Here is a 25,874-nt window from a genome sequence, read left to right on the forward strand (position 1 = left end):
TTAAAGATCTTCTAAAAGCAATAAATAAAGGTTTTTTGCAACACTTCCGTATTGTGTAAAATCTTCGTCTTTCGCTTTTTCGAAATATTTTATTGTAGTGATATTAGTAGGAATGTCTCTTTCGTATTTGCGTTTAATAGCGCTTAATCCGTCACTTTTCATAGGAAGGATTTGACTTGTAGTGGCTATTATAACAATATTTGCCGGTAATTCGTTTGGTTTATTTTGTCTGATTTGTTTGGATGAAAATAGAATAGAACCTTCATCAGCTATAAGATTTTCGCAGCTTGCTAATAGAAATCTAGGATTTGAAGGGGCAATGTAGAATAATTTGTTTTCTTCTAATAAACTAAAAAGAGCTGGTTCATAACACAAAACCTCATTTTCAAACCAATCATTTTCTTCTAAAATGTTTTCAAATTGCTCTGCCAATTCTTGTCCGTTTTCACAGTATAGAAATTTCCCTCCATTTTTCTTAAAATTGAAAATGAATTGTTCATCTAAAGACAAATGACTATTCGGAGCAGAAGATGTTCCTGCATATTCGCTTTCGTGCTCTTCGTCAGAAGCGGATTCACTGGAACCAAATATTTTTTTGAAAAAATTCATTTTTTTATATGAAATACTTTACATGTTAATTGAAAACGTTCAAAGATAAAAAAATCTTAATTCAAAAGGGTGTTTTGAATTAAGATTTTGAAAAATTATTACGTATTTCGTAATTACTTATGAAACTACTTCTTCCAAATTTTTGTCAAAAGTACGTTTTCCGAAAATGTTTTCTAAATCATCTTTAAAGATAACTTCTTTTTCAATCAGAATATCAGCAAGTTGATTTAATTTGTCTTTATTTTCCTCTAAAATCTGAATAGCTCTCTGATATTGGCCTTCAATTAATTCTGAAATTTCAGCATCGATAATTTTTGCTGTTTCGTCAGAATATGGTTTAGAGAAATTGTATTCGCTTTGTCCGCTTGAATCGTAATACGTAACGTTACCGATTTTGTCGTTTAATCCGTAAATAGTTACCATAGCACGAGCCTGACGCGTTACTTTTTCTAAGTCGCTTAATGCACCAGTAGAAATTCTGTCAAAAGTTACTTTTTCAGCAGCTCTTCCTCCCATAGTAGCACACATTTCGTCTAACATTTGATCTGTTCTCACGATTTGTCTTTCTTCTGGAAGATACCAAGCAGCACCTAAACTTTGTCCACGAGGAACAATAGTAACTTTAATAAGTGGTGCAGCGTGCTCTAACATCCAGCTTACAGTAGCGTGACCAGCTTCGTGAATAGCGATTGCTCTTTTTTCTTCTGGAGTAATGATTTTGTTTTTCTTTTCAAGACCACCAATAATTCTGTCAACTGCATCAAGGAAATCTTGTCTGTCAACAGCCGCTTTGTTGTTACGAGCAGCAATTAATGCAGCCTCGTTACAAACGTTAGCAATATCAGCACCAGAGAATCCTGGAGTTTGTTTTGCTAAGAAATCTAAATCAAGACCTTCAACCTTTTTAATAGGAGCCAAGTGTACTTTGAAGATTTCAGCTCTTTCGCGAATGTCTGGTAAGTCAACAAAAATTTGTCTGTCAAAACGTCCAGCACGCATTAAAGCTTTATCTAAAACATCGGCTCTGTTGGTTGCTGCCAAAACAATTACGTTAGAGTTTGTTCCAAAACCGTCCATTTCTGTCAGTAATTGATTCAAAGTGTTTTCTCTCTCGTCATTTCCGCCAGACATATTGCTTTTTCCTCTCGCTCTACCAACAGCATCGATCTCGTCAATGAAAATGATAGCAGGAGATTTTTCTTTTGCTTGTTTAAATAAGTCACGTACACGAGATGCACCAACTCCCACAAACATTTCAACGAAATCTGAACCTGATAAAGAGAAGAATGGTACTTGAGCTTCACCAGCAACAGCTTTTGCCAATAAAGTTTTACCAGTTCCAGGAGGTCCTACAAGTAGAGCTCCTTTCGGAATTTTACCACCAAGATTCGTGTATTTTTCTGGGTTTTTAAGGAATTCAACGATTTCCTGAATTTCTTCTTTTGCACCTTCTAAACCAGCAACATCTTTAAACGTAGTTTTAATATCTGTTTTTTCGTCAAAAAGTTTTGCTTTAGATTTTCCGATATTGAAAATCTGTCCGCCACCTCCAGCGCCTCCACCAGACATTTTACGCATAATGAAAATCCATACACCAACAATAATGATGATAGGAAGTAAGCTGATTAAAATATCGCTCCAGTTATTTTTTTGAAGAAAGTTAAAGTCTTTTAATTTTCCTTCTGTAACTGCTTTTTCTAGTTTAGTTTGAAAGATTTGATCATTACCAATTTCCAAAGTGTAATGTGGGCCTTTGTTTGGTTGTTTGAAAATATCTTCAGCTACTTTTTTGTTTGCTGGGTCTTTTAGAGCCGCAGCATTTAAATATACCTCAGCTTCTGCTTTGTTGTAAACAATAACTTTTTCAATCTGGCCTTTTTCCAAAAGCGTGTTGAATTTAGAAGATGTTAATTGGGCAGGTTCGCTTAGGCTTGATCCTCCTGTTGCAAAACTTATGAATAAAAAAACTAAAAGTATTGCGGTGTATATTAACCAAGGACTTATTTTAAATTTATTCGGATTTGGATTATTATCTTTAGCCATTTAATGAAAGTTTCTTTAGTATTTGTTCTCGATTGAAGTTATTTTGGCATCGCCCCAAAGGCTTTCGATGTTGTAATATTCGCGAATATGTTTCTGGAAAACGTGCACTACAATGTGTACATAGTCCATTAAAACCCATTCTGCGTTATCGGTTCCTTCTACGTGCCAAGGTTTGTCTTTTAAGTCTTTTGATACAGTTTTTTGAATTGAGTTTACGATGGCGTTTACTTGGGTGTTTGAGCTACCGTTGCAGATCACGAAATAATCGCATACTGCTGTATCTATTTCTCTTAAGTCAAGAATATCGATATCATTTCCTTTTACTTCCTCAATCCCTTTTATTATGTTCGCCAGTAGAACATCATTATTAACAGTCTTTTTCGCCATGAATTATTTTATATGAATTTGTAAAGTTACCAAATTTTGTGATTATTTTTGAACCTTAACAAAATATTAAATTAAGATATTTAAATTATTTAATGAAACTAATCAAACTCGATGCCATAGATTCTACAAATGACTTCTTAAAATCATTGGCAAGTCAAGATGAACTGGAGAATTTTACGGTCGTAACAGCTGAAAATCAGACAAAAGGGAAGGGGCAAGTAGGAGGCGTATGGAAGTCTGAAGCTGGTAAGAACTTAACTATGAGTGTATTGGTGAAAGATTTTCTCTTTAGCAACGAAGAAGTTTTCAACTTGAGTGTTGCGGTTTCTTTGGCTGTTTCAGAAAGTTTAAAATCGTTAAATATTCCTGATATCTGCATAAAATGGCCAAACGACATTCTGTCATACAATAAGAAGTTAGTTGGCATATTAATCGAAAATACCATAAAAAGCGATGGCAGAATCGTGTCAGTTGCCGGAATCGGAATCAATGTCAATCAGACCGATTTTGGTGAATTGCCAAATGCTTCTTCATTGGCAGTAATTGCGGGTAAAACTTTCGACAAAGAAGAACTAGCTATTTTAATTGTCGAAAAACTAAAAGAAAAGATTCAGTTATGGAAAACCGAATCGCCAATTTTCTGGAACGATTACTTTAATTCGTTATTCAAAAAAGGTATTCCCACAGCATTTAGAGATAATGACAACAATGATTTTATGGGAATCATTCAAGGGGTTTCTAAAGTTGGCAAATTGCAAGTTTTGCTAGAAGACGACTCTGTTGCTGAATTTGAAATTAAAGAAGTTAAGATGCTTTATTAAAGCTTCTAAGGTTCTGAGATGCTAAGCTTCTAAGTTTTTTGGCCACGAAGTCACTAAGTCCCTAAGTTTTCTTTTTTAGTTTAAAATAAATAGAATCTAATCTGCTCAGATCAATTAAATCTGCGTGAAACAAAAAATCTTTGCGATTCTGCGCCTTTGCGAGAAATTTTCAGCATCAGCTAAAAAAACTTTGTGCCTTAGTGTCTTCGTGGCAAAACCCAAAAAAAATGCCTGACAAAAGCCAAGCATTTATAATTCAAAATTAATAATTTATAATTATTAAAGTTTGTTCATATTATTTGCTAAAGTTTCAATAAACTTACTGATTGGACCTTTAACCATCATCGCCATCATAGCGTTAAATTCGCCTTCAAAAAACAATTGAACAGCACTTTCAGAATCTGAAACACTATCAATGTTTGAAGTTAGCGTAAACGGAAGTTTATCACTCGCAGCACCCAGAACGATTTTGTTTGGCGCTACTTTATCTTTCATTTTTAATTTGATTTCCGGCATCCCTTTCAATCCAAAAATAAAAGCGTCTTCGCCAGTCACTTCAAATTTAGCGATATTGTCTGGCATTAATTTTTCGAAATTCTTTACATCAGTCAGTTGATCAAACAAATCCTGAGCCGATTTCTGAACTGTAACTTTTGGACTTTCTAAGTTCATAATTTTGTTTTTTTTATTTTTTTCTTAACGCAAAGTGCGCAAAGTTTTTTTTAAATATACGAGATTTTATAAAAACGCAAAGGTCGCAAAGCTGGAAGTTTAATAAAATTCCAATTTAAATCCCAAATTCCAAAAATCTCTTCGCATAGAAGAGAAATCTAAAATCTAAAATCAGAAATCTAAAATTTTACTCCTGCCCCCAAGTAGACGGACTCTCGTTCCATTCTAATAGAGTAGACTGTTGGTCTTCTGTAATGTATTGTTTTTGAACTGCTAAGTCTAACAAGTTTTCGTAATTGCTTAAAGTGAATAAATCAATATTTGCTTCTTTGAAATTTTCTTCAGCAACACCAAAACCGTATGTAAAAATCGCAGCCATACCTTTAATGTTAGCACCTTCGCTTCTTAAAGCTTCCACAGCCATCAAACTGCTTTTTCCAGTACTGATCAAATCTTCAACAACCACAACATTTTGACCTTTTTGTAAAAAACCTTCGACTTGGTTTTGTCTACCGTGTTTTTTTGGTTCTGGACGCACGTATACGAACGGAAGACCCAAACTTTCGGCAACCAAAATACCAACTCCAATCGCTCCAGTAGCAACACCGGCAATGACATCAGGTTTTCCAAATTGTTTTTCGATGTTTTTAGCAAATTCATCACGAACATAGTTTCTAATGCTCGGAAATGAAAGAATTAACCTATTATCGCAATAAATAGGAGATTTCCAACCAGAAGCCCATGTAAAAGGATTTTCGGGATTCAATTTAATTGCATTTATTTGCAAAAGCAATTCGGCTGTTTTTTCGGCAGTATCTTTATTAAAAATCATAGTACAAATGTATAAAGTTTTTGTAAACGACAAACCACTTTTTTTGACAAATGAAATCTCTAAGGAAACAGATTTCCAATTGTTCTTGTTGGAGAGTATTGATGTAGAACAGCTTATAATTAAAATTTTTCAAAATAAAATTCAAAAAGCCATTCTATATCATCCCGACGAAAGTGTCATGATGAAAACCCTTAAAGCCAAAATTCCCGTAAACAAAGCGGGCGGAGGCTTGGTATATAATAAGAAAGGCGAGGTTTTATTTATCTTCAGAAACGGAAAATGGGATCTCCCAAAAGGCGGAATCGAGAAAGGCGAAGAAATCGAAGACACCGCCATGCGCGAAGTAGAAGAGGAGACAGGAGTTGGACAATTAAGAATTGGTAAGAAGCTAGAAAAGACCTACCACATATTTAAACGCAACGGAAAATACAAACTTAAAATCACACATTGGTTCGAAATGTTCTCCGATTTTGAAGGAATTCCACACGGACAAGCCGAAGAAGGCATCGAAAAAGTAGAATGGCTGAATCCTGAACAAATAAAAGAAGCGCTTAAAAACTCCTACGAAAACATTAAATTATTGTTTGAAGAGGAAAAAACTCCAACAGAAAAAATCGAACCGCCTGTCGCTTATCGATCGGCTCCAAATTCCAATAATTAATATTTGGGCGTGCCCCCGATCCGATAAAAGGGCAAATTAACTTTACGCTTATTCGCCCTTTTATCGGATCGGGGTCGGGCTATCCGCGCTACTTCGGTAGCTTGCTTCTATCCCTCACGCGTGCAAACTTTGCATGAGTTTTTAGGTTTCAAGTTTCAGTTTTTGTAAGCTATTGCTGGCGCGAGCGTCCCGCTCGTGACCCCTTTGCGTGCACGAGCGGGACGCTCGCGCTAGCAAAGGCTACACTTGTATTTAAATTTTGTTTCAGGTTTAAAGTTTCAAGTTTGTCTCTTGTACTAACGAGCATCTATCTAGAAACGCACTTTACTTAAAACTATATATAATCGTTGTTGAAAATTTTATAACGATCATCTTGATTTACAAAATGAAAAAGTCCATGTTGCCAATATTTAAACATATTATCTCTGATTGTGCCACGTGGTTTTTCAGGACTATATAACCATCTGTTTTTTTCTGATAAATCAACCTCAATTACAATTCCATTTATATCTAAATTGTAGCATTCACTATAGCTAGTATGAGCAGGATTAGGAAATGTATTTTTAAATTCCTTATTAAAGCGGGGTTTAAATGTTTGTATTAATGCCGCCTCAGTGTAATTTATTCTTTGCTTTTCACTAATTTTCATTTCAGATGGATTTAAAAAGTTTTTTATTCTCATTTTATCAATATCTTCATTCTCCTTTTTTATTTTTACTCTCCCATCTACCGCTGTGATTTTTTTTTGATCGAAAATAGCCAGCATTATCCAAATTTCAGAATCAGGAAACTTAATTAAGGCTTCATTATAAATAGCTTGAAGAGTCGAATGGGATGGTAATCTGTCTAATGCTGTCCTATTTCCATCTTCTCCATAAGCTTGGCCAATGTATAATACTTCATAGTCCAACATCGGCTCATGGTAATTATTCTGCGACTGAATGAAGTCTAAGAAAACTCCTGATTCGGAGGTTAATTGGTTGTTTTTATTTTCAAATTCTATTGTAAAATATTTATATGGATAATCTGAAATTATTTTAGTAGCATTATTGCCTTTGGGTTTTGAGATTTGTATAAAATCTGAAATATATTCATTTTGATTTTGAATTTTAAATTCTAATTCAAAGTATGTTTCACTATTTATGATATATGAAGGGTTTATAGTTACTCGTGGTCTTTTCATAATGAAATAGATGTTACACGGAAAATCATCTGATGATAATCGTTGGTGTGCAAATTCCTCCAAATCTTGTTGTTGTAAAATTTGATATTTACTAAGATACATGTTTATGCAAAATTCACCCCTAAATTTAAATTCTTTCATTTTTATTAGTTTATTAATTTACAATTTAAGTAAGACTGTTTTTAGATATAGAATGATATATAATTTACAAAACCCGATAAACCGGATACTGCATATGTGCCTTTTCATAATGAGCAGAATTCTTATAAATCCAATTTAACTGCGCTTCAGGATTTTTAGCAAATTCGCGGTCGTTTTGCTTTTTAGCTTCTAATTCGGCTTTTAGAGCTGGATTTTCTTTTAGGATTTTTGCGGCTGAGTCTTCAAAAACATAATCAGAATAATGTTCTTTTTGCTGTAGAATCGCATCGAATAAATTCCAGTTGAAGAATGAATCAACACCTTCTGGTTCAAAAGCTTCTAAGAGATATTTTACGCCTTTTTGGTTCGTCGGAACGTAGTAATCTCCTTTAGCGAAATTCATTTTTACCATTTTAGAAGTTACGGTTGTGTTTCGATGTAAATAATGCCCTTCGTAAGCAGACGGAACGGTTTTAAAATCAGCAATTCTGTAGCTTTCAACCTCAGCAATAGTATCATTCCTAAATTGGCGGAAAGTAATATTATTGTTCTTTAAAAGATCAATAATATTCCAATAACCACGCGGAATAATATAAGCAGACGGAATAACAACGTCTTTTACCGATTTAAATTCTTTAATATACGGAACGTCTTTTTTATACGGTTTGCTTCTGTCATAATACAAGCGATCGCCCGTTGTGGCGTCGCTTTTTTTGTAACCCGCTTCGTAACCTAAAAAGGTAAATTTCGTTGCTTTTGTGCTGTCCATTTCCCAAAGCAAAGTATATTTTTTCTTTGGTTGGTATTGTTCTAGATTTTTTACACGAAGTTCTTTTATTTTTAGATAATTAGCATCGGTAAAATCCAAAGTCGATTTCATGTATTCGTAGGTTACTTTTACACGTTCGGCATATTTTTTCAACATGTGCGTTTCAACTATAAAGCCAATCGTATTAAACAAAGAAGTATAACCCGTAGTATATCGCGGACTGTCAACAAATTGCCCAAAACCTTTATCTGGCGTATCTTTAAATGAATCCACATAAGGCGTGGTTTCGATTTTTTTGTTTTGAAGATCTTTCACCAAAGCAGGCATCATAATATCGTTCATATAATCGCCCAAAACCGTTCCCAGTTTATTGTGCTGTGTCATGATGTAAGTTAGTTTGTATTGATAATCAGAACCATTACTTACGTGATTATCGATAAAAACATCGGCGTTTATTTTTTGGAAGATTTCGACAAAACTTTTGGTATTTCTGGTGTCGGATTTCATTAAATCACGATTCAAATCGTAGTTTCTCGCATTTCCTCTAAAACCATAAATTTCTGGTCCGTCCTGATTGGCGCGCGTTGTAGAGTTTCGGTTCAAAGCTCCGCCAATATTATAAACTGGAATGCAAACTAAAACGGTGTTTTTTGGTGCTTTCATTTTTCCAGTTGCCAAATCTCTGTAGAATTGCATCGAAGCGTCGATTCCGTCAGGTTCTCCAGCGTGAATTCCGTTATTGACGAATAAAACGGCTTTTGTTTTCTGTATTTTAACAAAATCAAATTCTTTGTCAGGATTAAAAGTGACCATATGCAACGGTTCACCAGAATCTGTCAATCCCATTTCTTTAACCTGAATCGTTGGAAAATCATTCGCTAGCATTTTAAAATAGCGAATGGTTTCGTAGTAATCTGCGGCTTGGTTTCCGTTTCCTTTCTCGAAAAACGTATCGTATTTTTTATTGTTTTGAGCGAAAAGAGTGATTGTGAAAAGTGAAAAGAGAATGGTAAAACGTTTCATGGTTTTGGTTTTTAATGCGAACCAAATATAGGATTTTTGTTTCAAGTTTCAGGTTTCAAGTTGGATGTTAAATACTCTGTATTTAGTTTTTGTTTCACGCTCCCGATAGCTATCGGGATTACAGATTTAAGCAGATAAATTTTGATTTTTTTTTAATCTACGTCAAATGCAATCTTTGTTTTTTGTCTCCCGCAGATTTTGCAGATTTCGCGGATTTTTTTATTTAATATTTAGATTTGATCTGCTTGATCTGCAAAATCTGCGAGAGCTAAATATTCACGTAATCTGCTTAAATCTTTTTAAATCTGCGTGAAACAAAAATCAAACTGTACACTGCCAACTATTTTCTCTACTTTTGCAAAATGAATAAAAAACACCATTCCAACGATATACTTTCCAATTTAGGAATTAAGAACCTGAATGAGATGCAGGAAATGGCACATGATGCTATTTTAAACGAAAACAACGTTTTATTACTTTCTCCGACAGGATCTGGGAAAACATTAGCGTTTTTGCTTCCCATTTTAGAAATGTTGCAACCTGAAATCCTTTCAGTACAATGCGTTATTTTAGTTCCATCACGAGAACTTGGACTTCAGATCGAACAGGTTTGGAAGAAAATGGGAACGCAATACAAAGTCAATATTTGTTACGGCGGACATTCAATAGATACGGAAATTAAGAACTTAAGCAATCCGCCTGCAGTTTTAATTGGAACGCCTGGAAGAATTGCAGACCATATTGACAGAGAAACTTTTAGAACCGATAAAATTCAGACTTTAATTTTAGACGAGTTTGATAAATCGCTGCAATTAGGTTTTCATGAACAGATGTCTTTCATTATCGGAAGATTGCCAAAAGTAAACAAACGCGTTTTGGTTTCGGCGACTTCAGATATCGAAATTCCGAAATATACAAGAGTTGTAAATCCGGTTACTTTAGATTTTATTCCAGAGGAAGAGGAAAAGGCCAATCTTTCTATGAAAATGGTGATTTCGCCAGCTAAAGATAAATTGCAGAGTCTATTCAATTTGATTTGTTCTTTAAAATCAGAATCTGCTATTATTTTTTGTAATCATCGTGATGCTGCAGAACGTATCAGCGATACTTTAAACGAAAAAGGGATTTACTCTGTGTATTATCACGGCGGAATGGATCAGGAAGAACGTGAAAGAGCTTTGATTCAATTTAGAAATGGAAGTGTCACGTATTTAGTGACAACCGATTTGGCGGCCCGTGGTTTGGATATCCCAGAAATGAAACACGTTATTCATTATCATTTGCCATTAAAAGAAGACGAGTTTACACATAGAAATGGTCGTACGGCTCGTATGCAGGCCACGGGAACGGCTTATATTATCATTCACGAAAGTGAAAAAGAACTAGATTACATTGATTATGAAATGGATGTTTTGGATGTGGAAGGAAAAGTTTCGCTGCCAAAACCACCTCAATTCCAGACGATTTATATCAGCGGTGGAAAGAAAACAAAACTAAATAAATTTGATATTGTTGGTTTCTTTTCTCAAAAAGGAAAACTAGAAAAAGACGATTTAGGCCTAATCGAAGTAAAAGATTTTGTGTCGTTTGCAGCGGTAAAATACAATAAAGTAAAAGATCTTTTAAAAAATATCAGAGATGAAAAAATGAAAGGCAAGAAATTCAAAATTGAAGTTGCCCGAAATGTTATTAAAAAAGAGGAAGAGGAGAAGAAGGGGAAATATTAGAAATTAGATAATTAGACAATTTGAGAATTAGAGAATTAGGTTTTTGCTATATACTCTCATAAATTTTTATGCTTGAATAATTTTTGAGAAGCTTATCCAGTGTTTGTCATCCTGAGGAACGAAGGATCTCCGCAAGTAGCTCTGCAAAGATTGGTTAAAAGATGAATTGGGATTTGGATTTTTTTTATTGGAATTTATCTTTTAAAATATTGTAATTCAGTGTTTTGGAATTGTGCAACCAAGTTTTACAATTTTATGTTAAAAAAATAATCAATTGATAGGTGTTTTTTCAATATTTCTGTGTTTTTTTGTGATCGTAAAATTTGTAAACCCCAAATACCACATGAAAAAGATTATTACTCTTGCCGCATTGTTTTTTAGTTTTGTTTCGTTTGCACAGGTTAAAGTTCTAGAAACGGTTCCTGTTGAGAAACTAGGAAAAGTAAACAACAACTACATTCAGAAAATTGGTGACGAATACACAGTGTATTACACTATTATTCAAAGTGATGACGATTCTACTTTGAGAAAATTTTCATTCAAAAACATTGATAATGCTTATAACTCTTTGTACAACATTATCATGGGCGGATTTACAGCGTCTCCGTTGTACGACATCAAATTGGAGTTACCTAACAACTACATTTGGTTACACTACACAGGAAATGTTGTTCCAGACAAAGCTACAGTTCAATTTATGGTTTCTGGTAAAGAAAGAGACGCAGCAACAAACAACGTTTCTGAGCCATTCGTAAAAGACCAAATCAGCAAATTATTCCAGAAATAATTTTCTTTAAGGTTCAAAGCCACAAAGTGACAAAGAGACAAAGTTTTTAAGCTTTAGCTCTAACTATAATATAAAAAAGCTGTTCTAATCGAACAGCTTTTTTTGTTTCTTGTTTTTACCGCAAAGTACTCAAAGTTTTTATTTTTTAGAGGCTTTATAAAAGCGCAAAGTTCGCAAAGCTTTGTCAAAAAACTTTGCGACCTTTGCGTATATCTTTGCGACCTTTGCGGTTAAGTTATTAAGCATTAAAAGAAACTTAGAAGCTTAGCAACTTAGAATCTCAGAAGCTTATATTTTCTTCACATATTGTGTAATAATCACAATCTGCTGACCATCGACTTTTCCTTCTATGTATTCAGCGTTTTCGTGATCTAAACGAATGTTTCTAACAGCAGTTCCTTGTTTAGCGACCATGCTAGAACCTTTTACTTTAAGATCTTTAATTAGAACAACTGAATCTCCGTGTTGTAGTACTACACCGTTACTGTCACGGTGAACCAGTTTATTTTCGTCATCTTCGCCTTCTCCAGTTGCTTTTGCCCATTCTAAGGTATCTTCATCAAGGTACATCATGTCTAGCAATTCCTGTGGCCAGCCTTTTGCGCGTAAACGGCTTAACATTCTCCAGGCAACAACTTGTACAGGAATATTTTCGTTCCACATACTGTCATTCAGGCATCTCCAGTGATTTAAATCAACGTTGTCTGGATTTTCTATTTGGTCAATACACGTGTTACAGGCTAATATAGCTTCATCAATTCCGCCTTTTTTAGTTGGCAAAACTTGATAAACTTTTAAATTTTCTTCAGCACCACAAAGCTCACATTTAGATCCGCTTCGTTTGCTTAATTCTCTTTCGATGCTCATTATTTATTGTTTATTTTGAAAATGCGAATTTACTTATAATATGAGTGCTTTGCAAATTTAATGTTTAGAACTATTTATGATTTGAATCGGGGTTGAGGCTTTTAATCCAACCAACAATTCCATTCAGGGCTTTTTGGTCAATGTGATATAAATCATTGTATTTTTTTGTTTCTTTCCAGTCATCATTTCCTTTTACTAAGAAGTGATTAAGCCCATCGATTATATTAACATCAATATTTTTATTATTCACTGAATGCAAAAGTTCTGCAGTTTTTTTACTTTCTAAGAAACTGTCGTTAGAGCCGGCTATGAATAATAGTGGAATATTTATGTTTTCAAATACAGTCTTAGCACTTACTTTTTTAATACTATCAAAAGGGAATTGTGATTTAGTAAATTTTCCATATTTTTCAAATGGGGTTGAGACTAATACAATAAAATCTAAATCCAGATCTTTTTGATAGTTGTCAATAGTTGCAATTCCTCCTAAACTATGCCCCAAAATTCCAATACTTTTTTGAGATAAAGAGCTTACTTTTTTGATATTAGTATAGGCATAATATAAATCACGTATTATCTGATCTACACTAAAATTAATTTTTCCTTCTGATTCTCCAACTCCACGATCATCAAATCTGTAAACAGCAATATTATTTTTTAATATTTCTTCTGCTAAAACATAGTGTGAATTTTTCGTATTCTTTCCACTACCGGGGACAATTATAACAATCTTTGAATATACTGTTTTTGGAGATATTAAAGTACCGCTTAATGTTTCATTGTTTTCGAGATCGATAAAATCAATTTTATCAAAATTATATTGGCTAGAATTTTCTATTTCTTTTTCAAAATTCTGATCTTTTTGAGCTAATAAATTGTTTGATGAAATTGTCAGAAAGAATGTTTGTGCAATAATATAAAAATGAATTTGTCTCTTATTTATCATATTACTTTTTCACTCTAACGGCATTCGGAACTAGCATTTCATATTCGCCGCCATGACGCAATACATCGCGTACAATGCTCGAACTGATAAATGAAGTACTTGCGGCTGTAAGCAAGAAAACAGTTTCTATTTTAGACAATTTTCTATTGGTATGAGCAATGGCTTTTTCGAATTCGAAATCGGCTGGATTGCGAAGACCTCTTAAAATGAAATTAGCTTTTAGCTTTTTTGCCAAATCGATTGTTAGTCCTTCATACGTGATAACCGAAACTTTTGGCTCGTCTTTGAAAGTTTCTTCTATAAAGCGCTTTCTTTCTTCTAAAGAAAACATGTATTTTTTTTCGGCATTGACACCAATTGCAATAATAATTTCGTCAAATAAAGGAATTCCTCTTTTGATAATATCTTCGTGTCCAAGTGTAATGGGGTCAAATGATCCTGGAAATATGGCTTTGCGCATTTGTTTAAGGTTCTAAGGTTCTGAGTCGCTAAGATACTAAGTTTTTTTTCTTTTGACGGTTAATGCTACAAAGGAACGAAGACGCAAAGTTTTTTTTAAGGTTCTGAGCTTCTAAGTTATTAAGCTACTAGTTTTTTTTGAGATTGGAATTTGGAATTTAAAATATTGGAATTTTAGATTTAAGTAATTCTCTTCGTATTTATAGATTCTACCCATTCTTCTTTTTGGCAGACTTGGCAGGTTGCAGTACCTTTTTTTTGTTCAGTTGTGTTGCCGCAGAAAGAGCAGGAATAGATTCCGTCTTTTGGAATAATCTTGCTTTTTGCTTCAAACAATAAAGGAAGAATAGGAAGGCCATAACCGACTTCTTCATCTTTATAATAAAATACACTTATTTCGCCACTGGTTTCAATAAAAGCATGTTTTACTTGCCCAAGATGCTCAATCGATTTGATGCGGAGTTCGGCGAAAAACTCGTCTTGCGCTAATGCTTCTTTTCTGAATGAAGTCAATGAAAATTTTCCGTCGTTAATGAGACATTCGGTTTTTCCTTCTATAAATTCTTCAAATTTCTTGCTTTTTCCTGTAAGCCAAGTCACGATGCGATATAAAACAATTATCACAGTAAACACGATAATGGCGGGAACAATTCCAACATCTTCATAAAACATGGGATCGCCAGCTGCAGAGCCAAGTGCTATAATAATTACAGTTTCAAAAATCGATAATTGTTTTACACCTCGTTTTCCAGCTAATTTTAGCGTTAGCAGCAAAATAATGAACATTACGGTAGAACGAAATATCACTTCCAATAGGAATATTTCAGGAAGTTCATTAAATAATAATCGGTTCCATTCGAAGATTTGTTTCATTTTTTTAAGTTGCTAAGGTTCCAAGTAACTAAAGGTACTAAGTTTTGTTATTCGAAATTTATCGTAATTTCTATGTTATGCAACAATGTCGTATGTAAATTATGAAAGACTTTTATGGACAGATTCAATGAAAATTAAAAAGGCGCTAAAATCTTAGCGCCTTAGTATCTCAGTAGCTTAAACCAAAGCTAACTCAATTGCATTTGTGAATAATTCTTCTAATGAAATTCCGGCTGCTTTTGCTTGTTGCGGAATCAGACTTTCGGTTGTTAAGCCTGGAATTGTGTTCATTTCGAGCATATGTGGTTCGTCGTTTACGATAATGAATTCGCTTCTTGAGAAACCTTTCATTTTTAAAACTTCGTAAGCACGTTTCGCAGTTTCGCCTACTTTTTTAGTCATTTCATCTGAGATTCTCGCTGGAGTAATTTCTTGTGACTTTCCTTCGTATTTCGCTTCGTAATCGAAGAAATCATTGTCTGAAACGATTTCTGTAATTGGCAATACAATGATTTCGCCTTTGTAATTTATAACTCCGACAGAAACTTCTGTTCCGTCAAGGAAACTTTCGATGATGATTTCGTTGTCTTCTTTATACGCCACTTCAATTGCAATTGGAAGTTCGGCTTCTGTTTTTACTTTTGAAATTCCGAAACTTGAACCTGCTTTGTTTGGTTTTACGAAACAAGGCAATCCCACTTTTTCGATGATTTCTGCTGTGTTTATTTTATCTCCTTTATTCAAATAATAAGAAATTGCAGTTTTGATTCCGTATGGTTTTAAAACCGATAATAAATCTCTTTTGTTGAAAGTTAAAGCCGATTGGTAATAATCGCAAGAAGATTGTGGAAGACCGATTAATTCGAAATAAGCTTGCATTAAGCCGTCTTCGCCTGGGGTTCCGTGAATGGCGTTAAAAACACAATCAAATGTGATTTTCTGACCGTTTACAGTAACAGAAAAATCATTTCTGTCGATTGGGAATTCAGCGTCGTTTTCGTCTACATAAACCCATTTTTCTTTGAAAATATGGATACGGAATCCGTTGTATTTTGTTTTGTCAAGATATTGGTAAACGACGTTTCCGCTGATTAATGAGATTTTGTATTCGCTGGAATAACCGCCCATGATAATGGCAATATTTTTCATTTTATATTTTTAGTTTTTAATTGTTTTATTTTTTTGTTGCCACGACTCGAGCGATAGCGAACTGGCGAAGCAATTCACGAATTACGCTAATTTTTTTTGCCACAGATTGTACTGATTAAAAAAGATTTTCCTCTAGGAACACTCTACAAAGATTGTCTGCTCACTTTGCGGTCCTTCGACTTCGCTCAGGAGGACAAACTTTGTCGTTATTTAAATTGCAAAATTTATTCTCATTTTATGTCTTCCTGAGCGAAGTCGAAGGACACGCACAGTAACCACAAAGATTGCAGAATAAAAGCAAATTGTACTATTTTAAAATAAAGAACGTTCTTATGAAACCGAGTGCCCTAGCCCTGATGGGAACGGCATCTCCCGATTTAGAAAAACAAGGCTTTTTAGCCGTAGTTTTTGTTAATCGGGAATACAGTGGACAGCAGGAATAGCTCCTTAAAAATAAAAAATCAAATTTTGAAATTCCAAATTCCAAGAGTTCTATGTTTAAAACAAAATTATCATTTTTTTTGAAACGAAATACTTTATCTTTGTCGCTATTAAAAATAAATTTATGAGTTTACGTCAGTATTTAACAAGCCGAGTTTTTTTCTTGCAATTGCTTGCTGCCGCTGCTATTATTGCGGCTATTGGTTATTTATTTATGCATTGGTTGACTTTTACGACTGATCACGGACACGAAATCGCGGTTCCGAATTTGTCTAAATTAACTGAAGAACAAGTAGAAGCAAAGCTAGATGAACTTGATTTGGACTATGTACTTTTGGATAGCGTTGATTATAGAAGTGAATTCCCAAAATATAGTGTTGTAGAACAAGATCCGCTGCCTGGAACGAAGGTAAAAGTGGGCAGAAAAATTTATATTAAGATTAATGCTTCTGGTTTTTCTTCCGTAAAGATTCCAGATTTGATCGAAAAAACATATCGTGAGGCTGTGCCGACGTTAAAGGCATTAGGTCTTGAGCCAGGAACGATTACGTATATTCCGAATCTTGGAAAAGATATGGTTTTGGAAATGCGTTTGAAAGGCAGAAACTTAAAAGTAGGAGACCGTGTGCTTAAAGCTTCAAAAATTGATTTGGTTTTAGGAGACGGAAAAGCAAGTTATGTAGATGAAAGTCAGGCAGCAGATAGTACTGCGGTGCCTGCAGAAACCCCAAGTGATGAACAATAATATTGAAGAAAATTTAGATCTGGAAGACGAATTATTTGAGCATTACAGATTTGAAGTCCCTAAAGGTCAAGCGTTTTTGCGTATTGACAAATATTTAATGTATTTGATTCCGAATGCCACGCGTAATAAAATTCAGAACGCAGCAACTAATGGAAACATTTTTGTAAATGATATTCCAGTAAAATCAAATTACAAAGTAAAACCTTTTGATGTGATAACGGTTATGTTGTCGCATCCTCCATTTGAAAATCATATTCTTCCTGAAGATATTCCGTTGAATATTGTTTACGAAGATGATGCTCTTTTATTGATTAATAAAGAGCCAGGAATGGTGGTGCATCCAGGTCACGGAAATTATACTGGAACTTTGGTAAACGCATTGGCACATCATTTTGATAATCTGCCAATGAATAGCAGCGAACGTCCTGGTTTGGTGCACCGAATTGATAAAGATACTTCTGGTCTTTTGGTTGTGGCTAAAACTGAGGCTGCAATGACGCATTTGGCGAAACAGTTTGAAGCTAAAACGACTGAACGTGAATATATTGCTTTGGTTTGGGGAAATGTTACTGCAGATAGCGGTACCATTGAAGGCAACCTAGCAAGACATTTAAAAGACCGCATGCAAATGGCTGTTTTTGCAGATCCAGAGATCGGAAAACCAGCCATTACGCATTATAAAGTTCTAGAGCGTTTTGGTTATGTAACTCTTATTTCTTGCAAGTTGGAAACGGGAAGAACGCACCAGATTCGTGCACACATGAAACATATCGGACATCCGTTATTTAATGATGAACGTTATGGCGGTCATTTGATTTTGAAAGGAACGACTTTTACGAAATACAAACAGTTTATTGAGAACTGTTTCAAAGCATTACCACGTCAGGCGTTGCATGCTAAAACGCTTGGTTTTGTTCATCCAAATACCGGTGAATTAATGCGTTTTGATACCGAATTGCCAGATGATTTTAAAGAATGTATTGAGAAATGGCGCAATTATGTGAAAACGCATAATACAGATGAGGAGGAATAAATTAGAGAATTTGGCAATTAGATAATTCTGTCTCACCTTATAAATAAAATAACAAAAAGCTCCTTTGGGAGCTTTTTTTATGATTCTATTTTTATATTTCGATTAAGAAATATTGAGATTCTTTCTGCTATTTCATGTGCCTCTTTTTCTTTTAAGTGTTTTTTTATAACGTAGTCATTAGAAGAAATGGGAAAGACATCCAAGTATACCATCCAGCCTAGACTATATTTCGCGTTTATATAAGCAACATTTACTGATTGCAACTTAAATAATTTGCAATGAAAATTATTATTGATGTACAAATCTTCATTTCTAATGCTAAGGATATGTAACTTGTTTTTGTACCATTCGAAATAATCATTAAATAGTATAAATACACTTACTAGCATTAGCATAATTATTGCAGTAAATGTGTTAGCCAATGTTTCAGGTTTTAACAAAATGAAAATTAATAAGAATGTTGAAATGAAAATTATTGAAGGAACAATTAGCGATTTTTTATTGAAGTAAAATGAGATAGTCATTTCGCTATCACCATTTTGTGCTATTTCATGTTTTTCCATTCGTTAAGACTGATTCTATAAAGTTTTGATTTTCAAATCGGTTATTTTGACCTCTCCGTTGGTTATGAAACCTAATTTTCCTTTTTGGTTTAGATTGCTTTTTTCAAGAGAACATTCTAAAGTTGTTTTATCATCTACAGAAAAGTATAGTTGATTGTTTTCGACTTTGATTTTTACCGAATACCATTTGTTGTTTTGTAGTTCCATTGGTTTTTTAAACAACGTTTTTCCACCTCTTTTTCCATACGAATCGTCTTTTTTATCATAGACACCATCTCCAATTACAATGTTTTGGTCAATTTGATACAAATAGGTTCTAATGTATTTTCCTTTATCCAAATTGAGCATTATTTCAAATAAAGATTCGTTGGTCATATTGACTTTCAAATCGATTTCATAATTCTCTGGAAGCTGTTTTTTGGATATTAAAACTCCCCAAGGCGAAAGTGAACCTTTTCCTATGATGGTGTCATTTTTTAAAATCCATTCTTTAGAATTAATCGTCCAATCTGATTTTAGTTCTTTAGAATCCTTTAAAGTATATTCTTTTTTAGAAGTGGATATCGTGCTTGAACACGAACTTAAAATCAGTAAAAAAATAAATGTAATGCTTATTTGCTTTGTCATAATTTGGTATCGTTCCGGTATTCTGTAGATATGCTTTGCGTTCTATAGATAAATTATCTAATTGACTTATTTTTAATTCAATTCTGAATGATACTTTATTTTTCCGATAGATCCCTTTTCTGAAGGTAAAAGTTCGAAGATAGAAGTAGGAGCGAGGCCTTGTTCTATTCTATGAGAAACGTAAATAATGCTCACATTTGTTTCCTGCTTGATAGTATTGATTAATTGAATTACCAAATCTACATTTTCGTCATCTAAACCTTCAACCGGTTCATCCAGAATTAATAACGGCGGATGTTTTAAAACGGCACGAACAATTAACGCAACACGCTGTTGTCCGATAGAAAGATCAATAAAACGTTTTTTTCTTAAATGCGTCATCTCGATCACTTCCAACCATTGGTTTACGATGTTTTTTTGATGCGTAGTTGGCTCCGTGTATAATCCGATAGAATCGAAGAAACCTGATAGAATCATTTGTTCTAGCGTATGTCCTTTTTGAAATAAATCGGTCATAGAAGTGGTGAAGATTCCGATTTGCTTTTTGATTTCCCAAACGCTTTCTCCGGTTCCTTTTTTTCTCCCGAACAAAAATAAATTCTGTCCAAAACCTTTCGGATTATCTCCTGTAATTAAAGAAAGAATAGTGCTTTTTCCAGAACCATTTGGACCAATTAATTGCCAGAATTCACCTTGTTTGACGGTCCAAGAAATCTTGTTCAGAATTTTTCTCTCTTCGTAACTTACCGAAACATCTTCGAGTTTTATTAATACACTTTCGTGAAAAAAATGCGGTTCTGCGGGTTTTGGAATTGCAGCAGTATTTAAAGTTTTAAAATGATTTTCGGTTTTCACGAAAGGATGCAGTTCAAACGTGTTGTCTTTTATTAACGCTTTGTTCGGAACAAAATCTAATATATCAACAGTACGATTCAGTAATTGAATAATGGCGATAGAATCGGTTAATTTCTGTAATGATTCTGCCAAAACCACTCGAGAAGCTTGATCTAAATGATCAAAAGGGTTGTCGAAAATGATGAAATCAGGTTTTTGGTCAATACAGTAACGTAAAAACTCTTTTTTGCGTTCTCCAGAAGAAAAGGTACGTAATTGTCTGTTTGAAGCCTCAACGCTATCGTATTGAAATTCTTTTTCGATGAATTTTTCGATGGAAATATCAGAGAAAAGAATTCCCTTTTTGCTGTTAAAAATGGCTAAATCTCCTTTTGCTTCGCCTGCAAGTAAAGTGTCTATAAAAGCTTTTTTATTTACTTGATTTGATAAGAGTATATCCCAGTGCTGCATTATTATAATTTTATATTTTTAAAAAGTTTTTGCCTCAGCTTAAAATGATTTAATCTTTTCTAATCCTTTAATTTGTGGCAAAAAGCAATCATTAATTTTGTTTTTTTGTTGCCATTTCGCGGTCATTTCTAGACCATTCACTCCAAGAACCGACATATAATTTCGGAATTGGAAGTCCGGCGTAATCCATTGCTAATAAGGTATGGCAAGCTGTAACACCAGATCCGCAATGAACAATTGTATTTTCTGGTTTTATATCTCCAATTACGGTTTTGAATTTTTGAGCCAATTCCTCTACGGATTTAAATAATCCGTTTTCGTCTAAATTTTCGGTAAGAGGAACATTGATGGCACCAGGAATATGTCCTGCGATCAAATCTAGCGGTTCTGTCAAGCCATCGTAACGGTTTTTATCACGAACATCGATTACGATATTTTGATTGCTTTTACGCGCTTTTTCGACTTCTTCAATATCTGCTAAAAGAAGTTGCCATTCCTGCGAAGGATAGGCTATTTCTTCAAAAGTTTGAATTCCAGAATTTGTTGGAAAACCAGCTTGAATTGCAGCTTGATAACCGCCGTTTAAAACTTGAATTTTCTCATGTCCAATGGCGCGCATCATCCACCAGAATCGTGCAGCGAAATTAGACCCGTTTTTATCATCGTAAACCACAACATGATCTGAAGGAGAAATTCCTAAAGCAGAAAGTGTTTTGGCAAATTCTTCAGGAGAAGGCAAAGGATGTCTTCCGCCATTGACAGGATTTTCTGGAATTTTGGCTAAATCACGATTTAAGTCAACAAAACGAGCATCTTTTAAATGTTCTTTTTGATAGTTTTCAAAAGCATTTACGCCAGCTCGAGCATCAATTAAAATGATTTCAGATGAATCTTGAAGTCTTAACAATCCCTCAACGTTTATAATAGATGAAAATGTAGTAAGCATATTATTTTTTATAGTTTATTTTGAGTAATTAATCGGCAAATGTTTGACTGTAAAAAAGCGAAAAAGTATTATTTGTTTTGTCGTATTTCAGACATTCCCAATTGTTGTATGCAGAACTTGTTGAAATGCAAATTGTGTTTTCTAAATTTGTTTTGGAAGCATTCTTTGAAAAACATCCTTCCTCCAATAAAAAGTTTTCATCTTTTGAGATATCAGTAATCATAACTGGTATAAATTCTAGAAAATATTCTGGATTTATGGTAATAGCACCTTCATTTGTAACTAAATGGTCAACCGCAAATCGATAATCAAGTGTTCCAAAAGAATAGCCGTTACAATTTGCATCTTCTAAATCATTTTTAACTTTAAGATCTTTATAAAGCTCAGCATATGTATTTGTGGCTGCATTGAAAAACAATATTTTAGTTCTGTTATCTTTTACATCATAAACTATAAAAATATAATCTTCGCTATTTTTTTGAAATATATTGCCTTTTGCAAATGAGATTAGCTCATAGTTAGTGTTGGTTTTGAAAAATTGATTCTGTTTCTCATTTAGTTTTGCTGTGATTTTAGCGCTAATATTCGAGAAAAGATTATTCGCAGAAAGCTTTTTTAAGCTTTCTCTTGTATTTAAAATTCTATCTGTAAATTGAGGATCGTCATAAACTGAGATTTGATAATGAGTTGCATCTGCAGTTTTGTCCGTTTTATTTACTTCGGCGCTTTCGTGTATTATTTCTTTTTGATTGCTAGATTTCACTTGCTCTTTGGAGTTGCAGGAAAATAAAGCTAGTGTAATGAGAACGAAAATAATTTTGTCTTTCATGAAAAAAGTAATGTGTTTATTTTGCGTAAATGTTTATTTTTTCTTTGAATTTCCAAGCCAAAGCAAGGCGTTCAAAATTAACTGACTTTGTGTTTTGTTTTCAAAAGTGTACGACAAGGTTTTGTTGGTTCCGCCTTCATAATCGATATCATTGTGCCCCATATTTACGTACAGCATTTTATATTTTTTATTGGTCCAAACAACAGGATAATAACCGCTGTGCCAGATTTCGTGAGCTTTTGGGCCAGTTCCTAAAGGAAAACTGGATTCGTCAATAGCCAGTAAAATCTCAATATCTGGATTCTTGGTTAAATCATTTGACCATCTGTACCATTCATTTGGAGCAGACGTAAAAGTTTTAGGCAGATTTTTGGTTAATGGATGCTGATTTTCGACTCTTAAAACTGCGGAAGTTGGTCGCCAAGTATTGCTTCCGTATTCGCCAGAACCTAAGAAAGTATTGTGGTACCAATCCCAATTTTGCGGATAGCTAGAATCGTTTAAAGCAAATGCCGAAAAATGAAAACCAATAAAACAGCCACCATTTTCCATGTATTTCTGGAAAGCTTCGCGCTGTTCTTTTTTCTCAGGACGGGTGTCTAAAAACAAAACAACCTGATATTTTGCCAAAAATTGTGCGTTTAAATTGTCCCAATTGCTGGTAGAATCGTATTGAAAATGATTTTCTTCGGCTAATTTTGGAAAGTATTTATTGGCTTCATGCACAAAACTGATATGCGCCTGATCATTTTTTGCGGTATAAAAAGCAATAACTTTAAATTTTGGATTTTCTTTTTTCTTCTGCGAAAAGCCAAAAAGAGAAAAAATTAAAATAAAAAGTAAAAGACTTTTTTTAAAAAAGGTTTGGTGGTTTTGGTTAGAAATAGTCATGAATGCTCGAGAATTAGCTAGGAATTTTTTCGATTAAAATTTCATGCTCAGATTTATCAAAATAAGTGCAAGTCATTTCGACAATATCAACTCTCCATTTTGCAATTCCGCATTGTGCACAATGATTGCAGAAAGTCATATAATCGGTTTCTCCGTGCTGATGTTTTACCAAAAGTTCGATAAAAAGTTCTTTGTTTGGAAAATCGGCTACTTTAATTTCAGCATATTTTTCTTCTGCTTCTGCAGTAAAATTATTCAATCCGTAGTAAACAACGCTTCCGTTATGTACATAAGTATCGTATCCTTTTACGCCTAAAATGATTAAATCCTGAATGTAATTTGGGAAATCTGCTCCGCTTTTTACTTTTGAATGCGCTTCTTTGATTTGTTCGATTGTAAACATATTTATTTTAGATTTTAGATTGTTGATTTTTTTATAGCCACGAATTCACGAATTTTATATTAAATAATTCGTGAATTGCTTCGCCAGTCGCTGTCGCTCGAGTCGTGGCGAATAAAAATATTATTTCAAAAATACGATTAATGGTTTTATAAATGAATCAAAAGATTCGATATGTGGCAAATGACCTGTATTTGGAATTTCTACCAGTTTTGAGTTTGGAATTGCCTTCTGTGTTTTTTTGCCTAATTCAGCGTAATTTCCCATTGTTTTTCTCACTTCTTCAGAGACCAAAGGTTTTCCTAAAGCCGTTTTATCTCTAGTTCCGATAATTAATAGCGTTGGACATTTGATGTTTTGAAATTCATACAAAACAGGCTGTGTAAAAATCATATCGTACAAAAGAGCAGAATTCCAGGCAACGCGGTCGTAATCTGGTGCGGTTGTCCATCCAGCGCCAAGTTCGGCCCATTTTTGATAATCGGCATTCCACTTTCCGTCATAATAGTTCGCCATTTGGTATTGCTTGATTCCTTGATAATTCTGTTTCAATTCCGATTCGTACCACCAATCAACAGGTTTGTAAGGAACGACTAATTTCCAGTCTTCCAAACCAATCGGATTTTCTAAAACCAGTTTTTCAGTAGTTTCAGGATACATTAAGGCAAAGCGCGTCGCCAGCATTCCGCCCATAGAATGCCCTAAAACTGTTGTTTTGCTAATTCCTAAATGATCTAAAAGCTTTTTGGTGTTTTCTGCAAGCTGCTGAAAAGTGTATTGAAAATTATCTGGTTTTGTAGATTTTCCAAAACCAATCTGATCCGGAACAATTACTCGATAACCTTCTTTTGTTAACGCTTTAATAGTGGTTTCCCAATAAGCTCCGTTGAAATTTTTTCCGTGCAGTAAAACAATATTTTTCTGATTGTAGTTTTCTGGAATAATATCCATATAACTCATTTTTAAATACTGGCGCTGGACGCTCAATTCGATAAAATGAACAGGAAAAGGATATTCGTAGTTACTTAAATTAATATCCAATTCTTTTATATTTCCCTGCTGTCCAAAACTTAAGCAAGGAATTAGTATTAATAATAGTTTCAGAATTTTCATTTTAGTGGCATTTGTTTTTATGATTTATAAAGTTAAACCGAACCACTTTTAAAACAAAGCTTAAAATCTTAAAATTATCAGAAAAAAAGCGATTGAAATGATTTCATTGTTTTGGTGTTAATAATCGATGATTTATTGAAATTTTATCGATTAAATGATAGTGATTGTGAAAATAATGCATTTTGACGAGTAATGTAGCACTTGAAAGAACTTCTTTTATTAACACGAAAAATGGCTGTAATTTAGTGTTAGAAATGTTGTAAGCCTTAAAAAATAGTATCATGAAAACACTACTTTTGCTCCTGCTCACTGTCCCCACATTTGCCCAAGAACTCAATACTTTTGATTTCGCCGTTATTAATTCAACCTTAATTTCTCCAAATATCGATCTCGACAAAGGCCGGAGTGTTGTTGCGGCAAATAAAGATCAATATTCGGCTTATTTTCAGTATGCTCTTACAATGTGTGAAGACGACATAATTTTTGGCGCTGGAATCGATAAGTCTGAAATTGACCGAACTTATGTTGGCTACATCGGAAAAATTTGCGAGAAATTTAGGGCCACAATTGGAATAGGTTATGTAGATTCTAGAAGCGGTTATGAGGGAACTTTTACAGGTTTTAGCATCTCATGGCACTTTTCTGAAAACACTTATCTTGGCGGAAATTTAGAAAATCTGCATTCGTCTATAATTGATTATGAAACTGATGAAAGCTTTGATTATTATAAAAAACTGGTTCCCAAAGTTTTTGGAAGTTATGAGATAATCCCAAATGTGATAGCTTTTGGACAGCTGAGTTCGAGAGTAAATGACATTGCACTAAAATATCAGGTTCACCGATTTTCAGCGGGAGGATTTTATTCTGGACATTCAGTAGGTGGTATTTTCGGAACTGTAAATGTCGGGCGATTTGCCATTTCCTGCAGTACAACTTTTGAAAAAGTAAACTTTGGATTAAAATTTCAATAACAAAATCAATTAAACTTTTGTTTAGAAAAAAATCCCAAAAACAAGATTTATATGTTTTTGG

At 33.9% G+C, this 25,874-nt stretch carries 27 protein-coding genes; 7 read left to right on the forward strand and 20 right to left on the reverse strand.

Translation table 11 applies throughout. The annotated features are described in order from the left end of the window. From ACWA1F_RS04270 to rsfS, 3 genes are all read right to left on the reverse strand, one after another. Positions 1-609, reverse strand: coding sequence for a lactate utilization protein B/C (locus ACWA1F_RS04270; protein ID WP_306157510.1), 609 nt, complete (start codon positions 607-609; stop codon positions 1-3). 117 nt (positions 610-726) lie between these two features. Further along, positions 727-2,652: an ATP-dependent zinc metalloprotease FtsH gene (gene ftsH / locus ACWA1F_RS04275; protein WP_306157512.1), complete on the reverse strand. Its 1,926-nt coding sequence runs from the start codon at positions 2,650-2,652 to the stop codon at positions 727-729. Positions 2,653-2,667: 15 nt separating this feature from the next. Continuing rightward, on the reverse strand, positions 2,668-3,039 hold the full coding sequence (gene rsfS, locus ACWA1F_RS04280; RefSeq protein ID WP_456891889.1) for a ribosome silencing factor: 372 nt from the start codon (positions 3,037-3,039) through the stop codon (positions 2,668-2,670). Between the two features lie 92 nt (positions 3,040-3,131). Here rsfS and ACWA1F_RS04285 point away from each other — a divergent pair, with 92 nt between their 5' ends. Beyond that, on the forward strand, positions 3,132-3,860 hold the full coding sequence (locus ACWA1F_RS04285; protein WP_456891891.1) for a biotin--[acetyl-CoA-carboxylase] ligase: 729 nt from the start codon (positions 3,132-3,134) through the stop codon (positions 3,858-3,860). Between the two features lie 279 nt (positions 3,861-4,139). Here the strand turns inward: ACWA1F_RS04285 and ACWA1F_RS04290 are convergent, their stop codons facing one another. Together ACWA1F_RS04290 and pyrE are read right to left on the reverse strand one after the other, a co-directional pair. Continuing rightward, complete coding sequence (locus ACWA1F_RS04290; protein ID WP_184164771.1) at positions 4,140-4,532, reverse strand: SRPBCC family protein; 393 nt, start codon at positions 4,530-4,532, stop codon at positions 4,140-4,142. Positions 4,533-4,719: 187 nt separating this feature from the next. After that, on the reverse strand, positions 4,720-5,364 hold the full coding sequence (pyrE, locus tag ACWA1F_RS04295; protein WP_071637185.1) for an orotate phosphoribosyltransferase: 645 nt from the start codon (positions 5,362-5,364) through the stop codon (positions 4,720-4,722). A 7-nt stretch (positions 5,365-5,371) separates the two neighbouring features. On the opposite strand from pyrE, the gene ACWA1F_RS04300 reads away from it, so the two are divergent. After that, positions 5,372-6,025, forward strand: coding sequence for an NUDIX hydrolase (locus tag ACWA1F_RS04300; protein WP_456891894.1), 654 nt, complete (start codon positions 5,372-5,374; stop codon positions 6,023-6,025). Positions 6,026-6,359: 334 nt separating this feature from the next. Here the strand turns inward: ACWA1F_RS04300 and ACWA1F_RS04305 are convergent, their stop codons facing one another. Together ACWA1F_RS04305 and ACWA1F_RS04310 are read right to left on the reverse strand one after the other, a co-directional pair. Further along, the gene (locus ACWA1F_RS04305; RefSeq protein ID WP_456891896.1) at positions 6,360-7,349 is read right to left on the reverse strand and encodes a hypothetical protein; all 990 of its coding nucleotides are present in this window, start codon (positions 7,347-7,349) and stop codon (positions 6,360-6,362) included. Between the two features lie 64 nt (positions 7,350-7,413). Next, positions 7,414-9,141 carry a M14 family metallopeptidase gene (locus ACWA1F_RS04310; RefSeq protein WP_456891898.1) on the reverse strand — a complete coding sequence of 576 codons (1,728 nt, stop codon included), beginning with the start codon at positions 9,139-9,141 and terminating at the stop codon, positions 7,414-7,416. Positions 9,142-9,503: 362 nt separating this feature from the next. Between ACWA1F_RS04310 and ACWA1F_RS04315 the strand changes: the two genes are divergently transcribed. Together ACWA1F_RS04315 and ACWA1F_RS04320 are read left to right on the forward strand one after the other, a co-directional pair. Then, entirely contained in the window at positions 9,504-10,868 is a 1,365-nt protein-coding gene (locus ACWA1F_RS04315) for a DEAD/DEAH box helicase (RefSeq protein ID WP_456891900.1), read from the forward strand. A gap of 343 nt (positions 10,869-11,211) precedes the next feature. Beyond that, on the forward strand, positions 11,212-11,655 hold the full coding sequence (locus ACWA1F_RS04320) for a hypothetical protein (RefSeq protein WP_125719681.1): 444 nt from the start codon (positions 11,212-11,214) through the stop codon (positions 11,653-11,655). A gap of 288 nt (positions 11,656-11,943) precedes the next feature. Here the strand turns inward: ACWA1F_RS04320 and ACWA1F_RS04325 are convergent, their stop codons facing one another. The 5 genes from ACWA1F_RS04325 to ACWA1F_RS04345 form a co-directional block, all read right to left on the reverse strand. Beyond that, on the reverse strand, positions 11,944-12,522 hold the full coding sequence (locus ACWA1F_RS04325) for a PhnA domain-containing protein (RefSeq protein ID WP_456891902.1): 579 nt from the start codon (positions 12,520-12,522) through the stop codon (positions 11,944-11,946). Positions 12,523-12,592: 70 nt separating this feature from the next. Then, complete coding sequence (locus tag ACWA1F_RS04330) at positions 12,593-13,468, reverse strand: alpha/beta hydrolase (RefSeq protein ID WP_456891904.1); 876 nt, start codon at positions 13,466-13,468, stop codon at positions 12,593-12,595. Between the two features lies 1 nt (position 13,469). Beyond that, entirely contained in the window at positions 13,470-13,928 is a 459-nt protein-coding gene (coaD, locus tag ACWA1F_RS04335; RefSeq protein ID WP_456891906.1) for a pantetheine-phosphate adenylyltransferase, read from the reverse strand. A 179-nt stretch (positions 13,929-14,107) separates the two neighbouring features. Then, positions 14,108-14,800, reverse strand: a complete 693-nt coding sequence (locus tag ACWA1F_RS04340; protein ID WP_456891908.1) for a DUF421 domain-containing protein — start codon at positions 14,798-14,800, stop codon at positions 14,108-14,110. A gap of 177 nt (positions 14,801-14,977) precedes the next feature. Then, positions 14,978-15,949 (reverse strand): D-alanine--D-alanine ligase, encoded by a 972-nt coding sequence (locus ACWA1F_RS04345; protein ID WP_456891910.1) that lies wholly within the window; start codon positions 15,947-15,949, stop codon positions 14,978-14,980. A 565-nt stretch (positions 15,950-16,514) separates the two neighbouring features. Here ACWA1F_RS04345 and ACWA1F_RS04350 point away from each other — a divergent pair. Continuing rightward, positions 16,515-17,135 (forward strand): PASTA domain-containing protein, encoded by a 621-nt coding sequence (locus ACWA1F_RS04350; protein WP_306157539.1) that lies wholly within the window; start codon positions 16,515-16,517, stop codon positions 17,133-17,135. Next, positions 17,125-18,168 carry an RluA family pseudouridine synthase gene (locus tag ACWA1F_RS04355; RefSeq protein ID WP_125719693.1) on the forward strand — a complete coding sequence of 348 codons (1,044 nt, stop codon included), beginning with the start codon at positions 17,125-17,127 and terminating at the stop codon, positions 18,166-18,168. Before ACWA1F_RS04350 ends, ACWA1F_RS04355 begins: the two co-directional genes overlap by 11 nt. A gap of 77 nt (positions 18,169-18,245) precedes the next feature. On the opposite strand, the gene ACWA1F_RS04360 is transcribed toward ACWA1F_RS04355, so the two are convergent. The 8 genes from ACWA1F_RS04360 to ACWA1F_RS04395 all read right to left on the reverse strand — a co-directional run bounded on the left by ACWA1F_RS04360 (position 18,246) and on the right by ACWA1F_RS04395 (position 24,842). Then, positions 18,246-18,731 carry a hypothetical protein gene (locus ACWA1F_RS04360; RefSeq protein WP_456891913.1) on the reverse strand — a complete coding sequence of 162 codons (486 nt, stop codon included), beginning with the start codon at positions 18,729-18,731 and terminating at the stop codon, positions 18,246-18,248. A gap of 15 nt (positions 18,732-18,746) precedes the next feature. Then, a complete protein-coding gene (locus ACWA1F_RS04365; RefSeq protein WP_456891915.1) occupies positions 18,747-19,358 on the reverse strand; it encodes a family 16 glycoside hydrolase in 612 nt (203 codons plus the stop codon). Positions 19,359-19,430: 72 nt separating this feature from the next. Next, positions 19,431-20,663: an ABC transporter ATP-binding protein gene (locus tag ACWA1F_RS04370; RefSeq protein WP_456891917.1), complete on the reverse strand. Its 1,233-nt coding sequence runs from the start codon at positions 20,661-20,663 to the stop codon at positions 19,431-19,433. A gap of 91 nt (positions 20,664-20,754) precedes the next feature. Further along, positions 20,755-21,609: a sulfurtransferase gene (locus ACWA1F_RS04375; protein ID WP_456891919.1), complete on the reverse strand. Its 855-nt coding sequence runs from the start codon at positions 21,607-21,609 to the stop codon at positions 20,755-20,757. A gap of 28 nt (positions 21,610-21,637) precedes the next feature. Beyond that, positions 21,638-22,438 carry a hypothetical protein gene (locus tag ACWA1F_RS04380; RefSeq protein ID WP_456891921.1) on the reverse strand — a complete coding sequence of 267 codons (801 nt, stop codon included), beginning with the start codon at positions 22,436-22,438 and terminating at the stop codon, positions 21,638-21,640. A 33-nt stretch (positions 22,439-22,471) separates the two neighbouring features. Then, positions 22,472-23,329, reverse strand: coding sequence for a ThuA domain-containing protein (locus ACWA1F_RS04385; protein WP_456891923.1), 858 nt, complete (start codon positions 23,327-23,329; stop codon positions 22,472-22,474). Between the two features lie 13 nt (positions 23,330-23,342). Continuing rightward, complete coding sequence (locus tag ACWA1F_RS04390; RefSeq protein ID WP_306157551.1) at positions 23,343-23,732, reverse strand: DUF1398 domain-containing protein; 390 nt, start codon at positions 23,730-23,732, stop codon at positions 23,343-23,345. A 120-nt stretch (positions 23,733-23,852) separates the two neighbouring features. Beyond that, positions 23,853-24,842: an alpha/beta fold hydrolase gene (locus ACWA1F_RS04395; protein WP_456891926.1), complete on the reverse strand. Its 990-nt coding sequence runs from the start codon at positions 24,840-24,842 to the stop codon at positions 23,853-23,855. Between the two features lie 281 nt (positions 24,843-25,123). Between ACWA1F_RS04395 and ACWA1F_RS04400 the strand changes: the two genes are divergently transcribed. Further along, positions 25,124-25,813: a hypothetical protein gene (locus tag ACWA1F_RS04400; protein WP_306157555.1), complete on the forward strand. Its 690-nt coding sequence runs from the start codon at positions 25,124-25,126 to the stop codon at positions 25,811-25,813. Positions 25,814-25,874: the final 61 nt, after the last annotated feature.

The organism is Flavobacterium erigeronis, from assembly GCF_054075165.1.

Excerpts from the sequence above, each read along its gene's own strand:
- ACWA1F_RS04305 (WP_456891896.1), bottom strand. The coding sequence starts at position 7,349 with ATGAAAGAATTTAAATTTAGGGGTGAATTTTGCATAAACATGTATCTT.
- ACWA1F_RS04390 (WP_306157551.1), bottom strand. The coding sequence starts at position 23,732 with ATGTTTACAATCGAACAAATCAAAGAAGCGCATTCAAAAGTAAAAAGC.
- ACWA1F_RS04345 (WP_456891910.1), bottom strand. The coding sequence starts at position 15,949 with ATGAAAAATATTGCCATTATCATGGGCGGTTATTCCAGCGAATACAAA.
- ACWA1F_RS04310 (WP_456891898.1), bottom strand. The coding sequence starts at position 9,141 with ATGAAACGTTTTACCATTCTCTTTTCACTTTTCACAATCACTCTTTTC.
- ACWA1F_RS04325 (WP_456891902.1), bottom strand. The coding sequence starts at position 12,522 with ATGAGCATCGAAAGAGAATTAAGCAAACGAAGCGGATCTAAATGTGAG.
- ACWA1F_RS04270 (WP_306157510.1), bottom strand. The coding sequence starts at position 609 with ATGAATTTTTTCAAAAAAATATTTGGTTCCAGTGAATCCGCTTCTGAC.
- ACWA1F_RS04320 (WP_125719681.1), top strand. The coding sequence starts at position 11,212 with ATGAAAAAGATTATTACTCTTGCCGCATTGTTTTTTAGTTTTGTTTCG.
- ACWA1F_RS04285 (WP_456891891.1), top strand. The coding sequence starts at position 3,132 with ATGAAACTAATCAAACTCGATGCCATAGATTCTACAAATGACTTCTTA.
- ACWA1F_RS04395 (WP_456891926.1), bottom strand. The coding sequence starts at position 24,842 with ATGAAAATTCTGAAACTATTATTAATACTAATTCCTTGCTTAAGTTTT.
- ACWA1F_RS04365 (WP_456891915.1), bottom strand. The coding sequence starts at position 19,358 with ATGACAAAGCAAATAAGCATTACATTTATTTTTTTACTGATTTTAAGT.
- ACWA1F_RS04340 (WP_456891908.1), bottom strand. The coding sequence starts at position 14,800 with ATGAAACAAATCTTCGAATGGAACCGATTATTATTTAATGAACTTCCT.
- ftsH (WP_306157512.1), bottom strand. The coding sequence starts at position 2,652 with ATGGCTAAAGATAATAATCCAAATCCGAATAAATTTAAAATAAGTCCT.
- ACWA1F_RS04375 (WP_456891919.1), bottom strand. The coding sequence starts at position 21,609 with ATGCTTACTACATTTTCATCTATTATAAACGTTGAGGGATTGTTAAGA.
- pyrE (WP_071637185.1), bottom strand. The coding sequence starts at position 5,364 with ATGATTTTTAATAAAGATACTGCCGAAAAAACAGCCGAATTGCTTTTG.
- ACWA1F_RS04385 (WP_456891923.1), bottom strand. The coding sequence starts at position 23,329 with ATGACTATTTCTAACCAAAACCACCAAACCTTTTTTAAAAAAAGTCTT.
- ACWA1F_RS04290 (WP_184164771.1), bottom strand. The coding sequence starts at position 4,532 with ATGAACTTAGAAAGTCCAAAAGTTACAGTTCAGAAATCGGCTCAGGAT.
- ACWA1F_RS04370 (WP_456891917.1), bottom strand. The coding sequence starts at position 20,663 with ATGCAGCACTGGGATATACTCTTATCAAATCAAGTAAATAAAAAAGCT.
- ACWA1F_RS04400 (WP_306157555.1), top strand. The coding sequence starts at position 25,124 with ATGAAAACACTACTTTTGCTCCTGCTCACTGTCCCCACATTTGCCCAA.
- ACWA1F_RS04350 (WP_306157539.1), top strand. The coding sequence starts at position 16,515 with ATGAGTTTACGTCAGTATTTAACAAGCCGAGTTTTTTTCTTGCAATTG.
- ACWA1F_RS04360 (WP_456891913.1), bottom strand. The coding sequence starts at position 18,731 with ATGGAAAAACATGAAATAGCACAAAATGGTGATAGCGAAATGACTATC.
- ACWA1F_RS04330 (WP_456891904.1), bottom strand. The coding sequence starts at position 13,468 with ATGATAAATAAGAGACAAATTCATTTTTATATTATTGCACAAACATTC.
- ACWA1F_RS04300 (WP_456891894.1), top strand. The coding sequence starts at position 5,372 with ATGTATAAAGTTTTTGTAAACGACAAACCACTTTTTTTGACAAATGAA.
- rsfS (WP_456891889.1), bottom strand. The coding sequence starts at position 3,039 with ATGGCGAAAAAGACTGTTAATAATGATGTTCTACTGGCGAACATAATA.
- coaD (WP_456891906.1), bottom strand. The coding sequence starts at position 13,928 with ATGCGCAAAGCCATATTTCCAGGATCATTTGACCCCATTACACTTGGA.
- ACWA1F_RS04315 (WP_456891900.1), top strand. The coding sequence starts at position 9,504 with ATGAATAAAAAACACCATTCCAACGATATACTTTCCAATTTAGGAATT.
- ACWA1F_RS04355 (WP_125719693.1), top strand. The coding sequence starts at position 17,125 with ATGAACAATAATATTGAAGAAAATTTAGATCTGGAAGACGAATTATTT.
- ACWA1F_RS04380 (WP_456891921.1), bottom strand. The coding sequence starts at position 22,438 with ATGAAAGACAAAATTATTTTCGTTCTCATTACACTAGCTTTATTTTCC.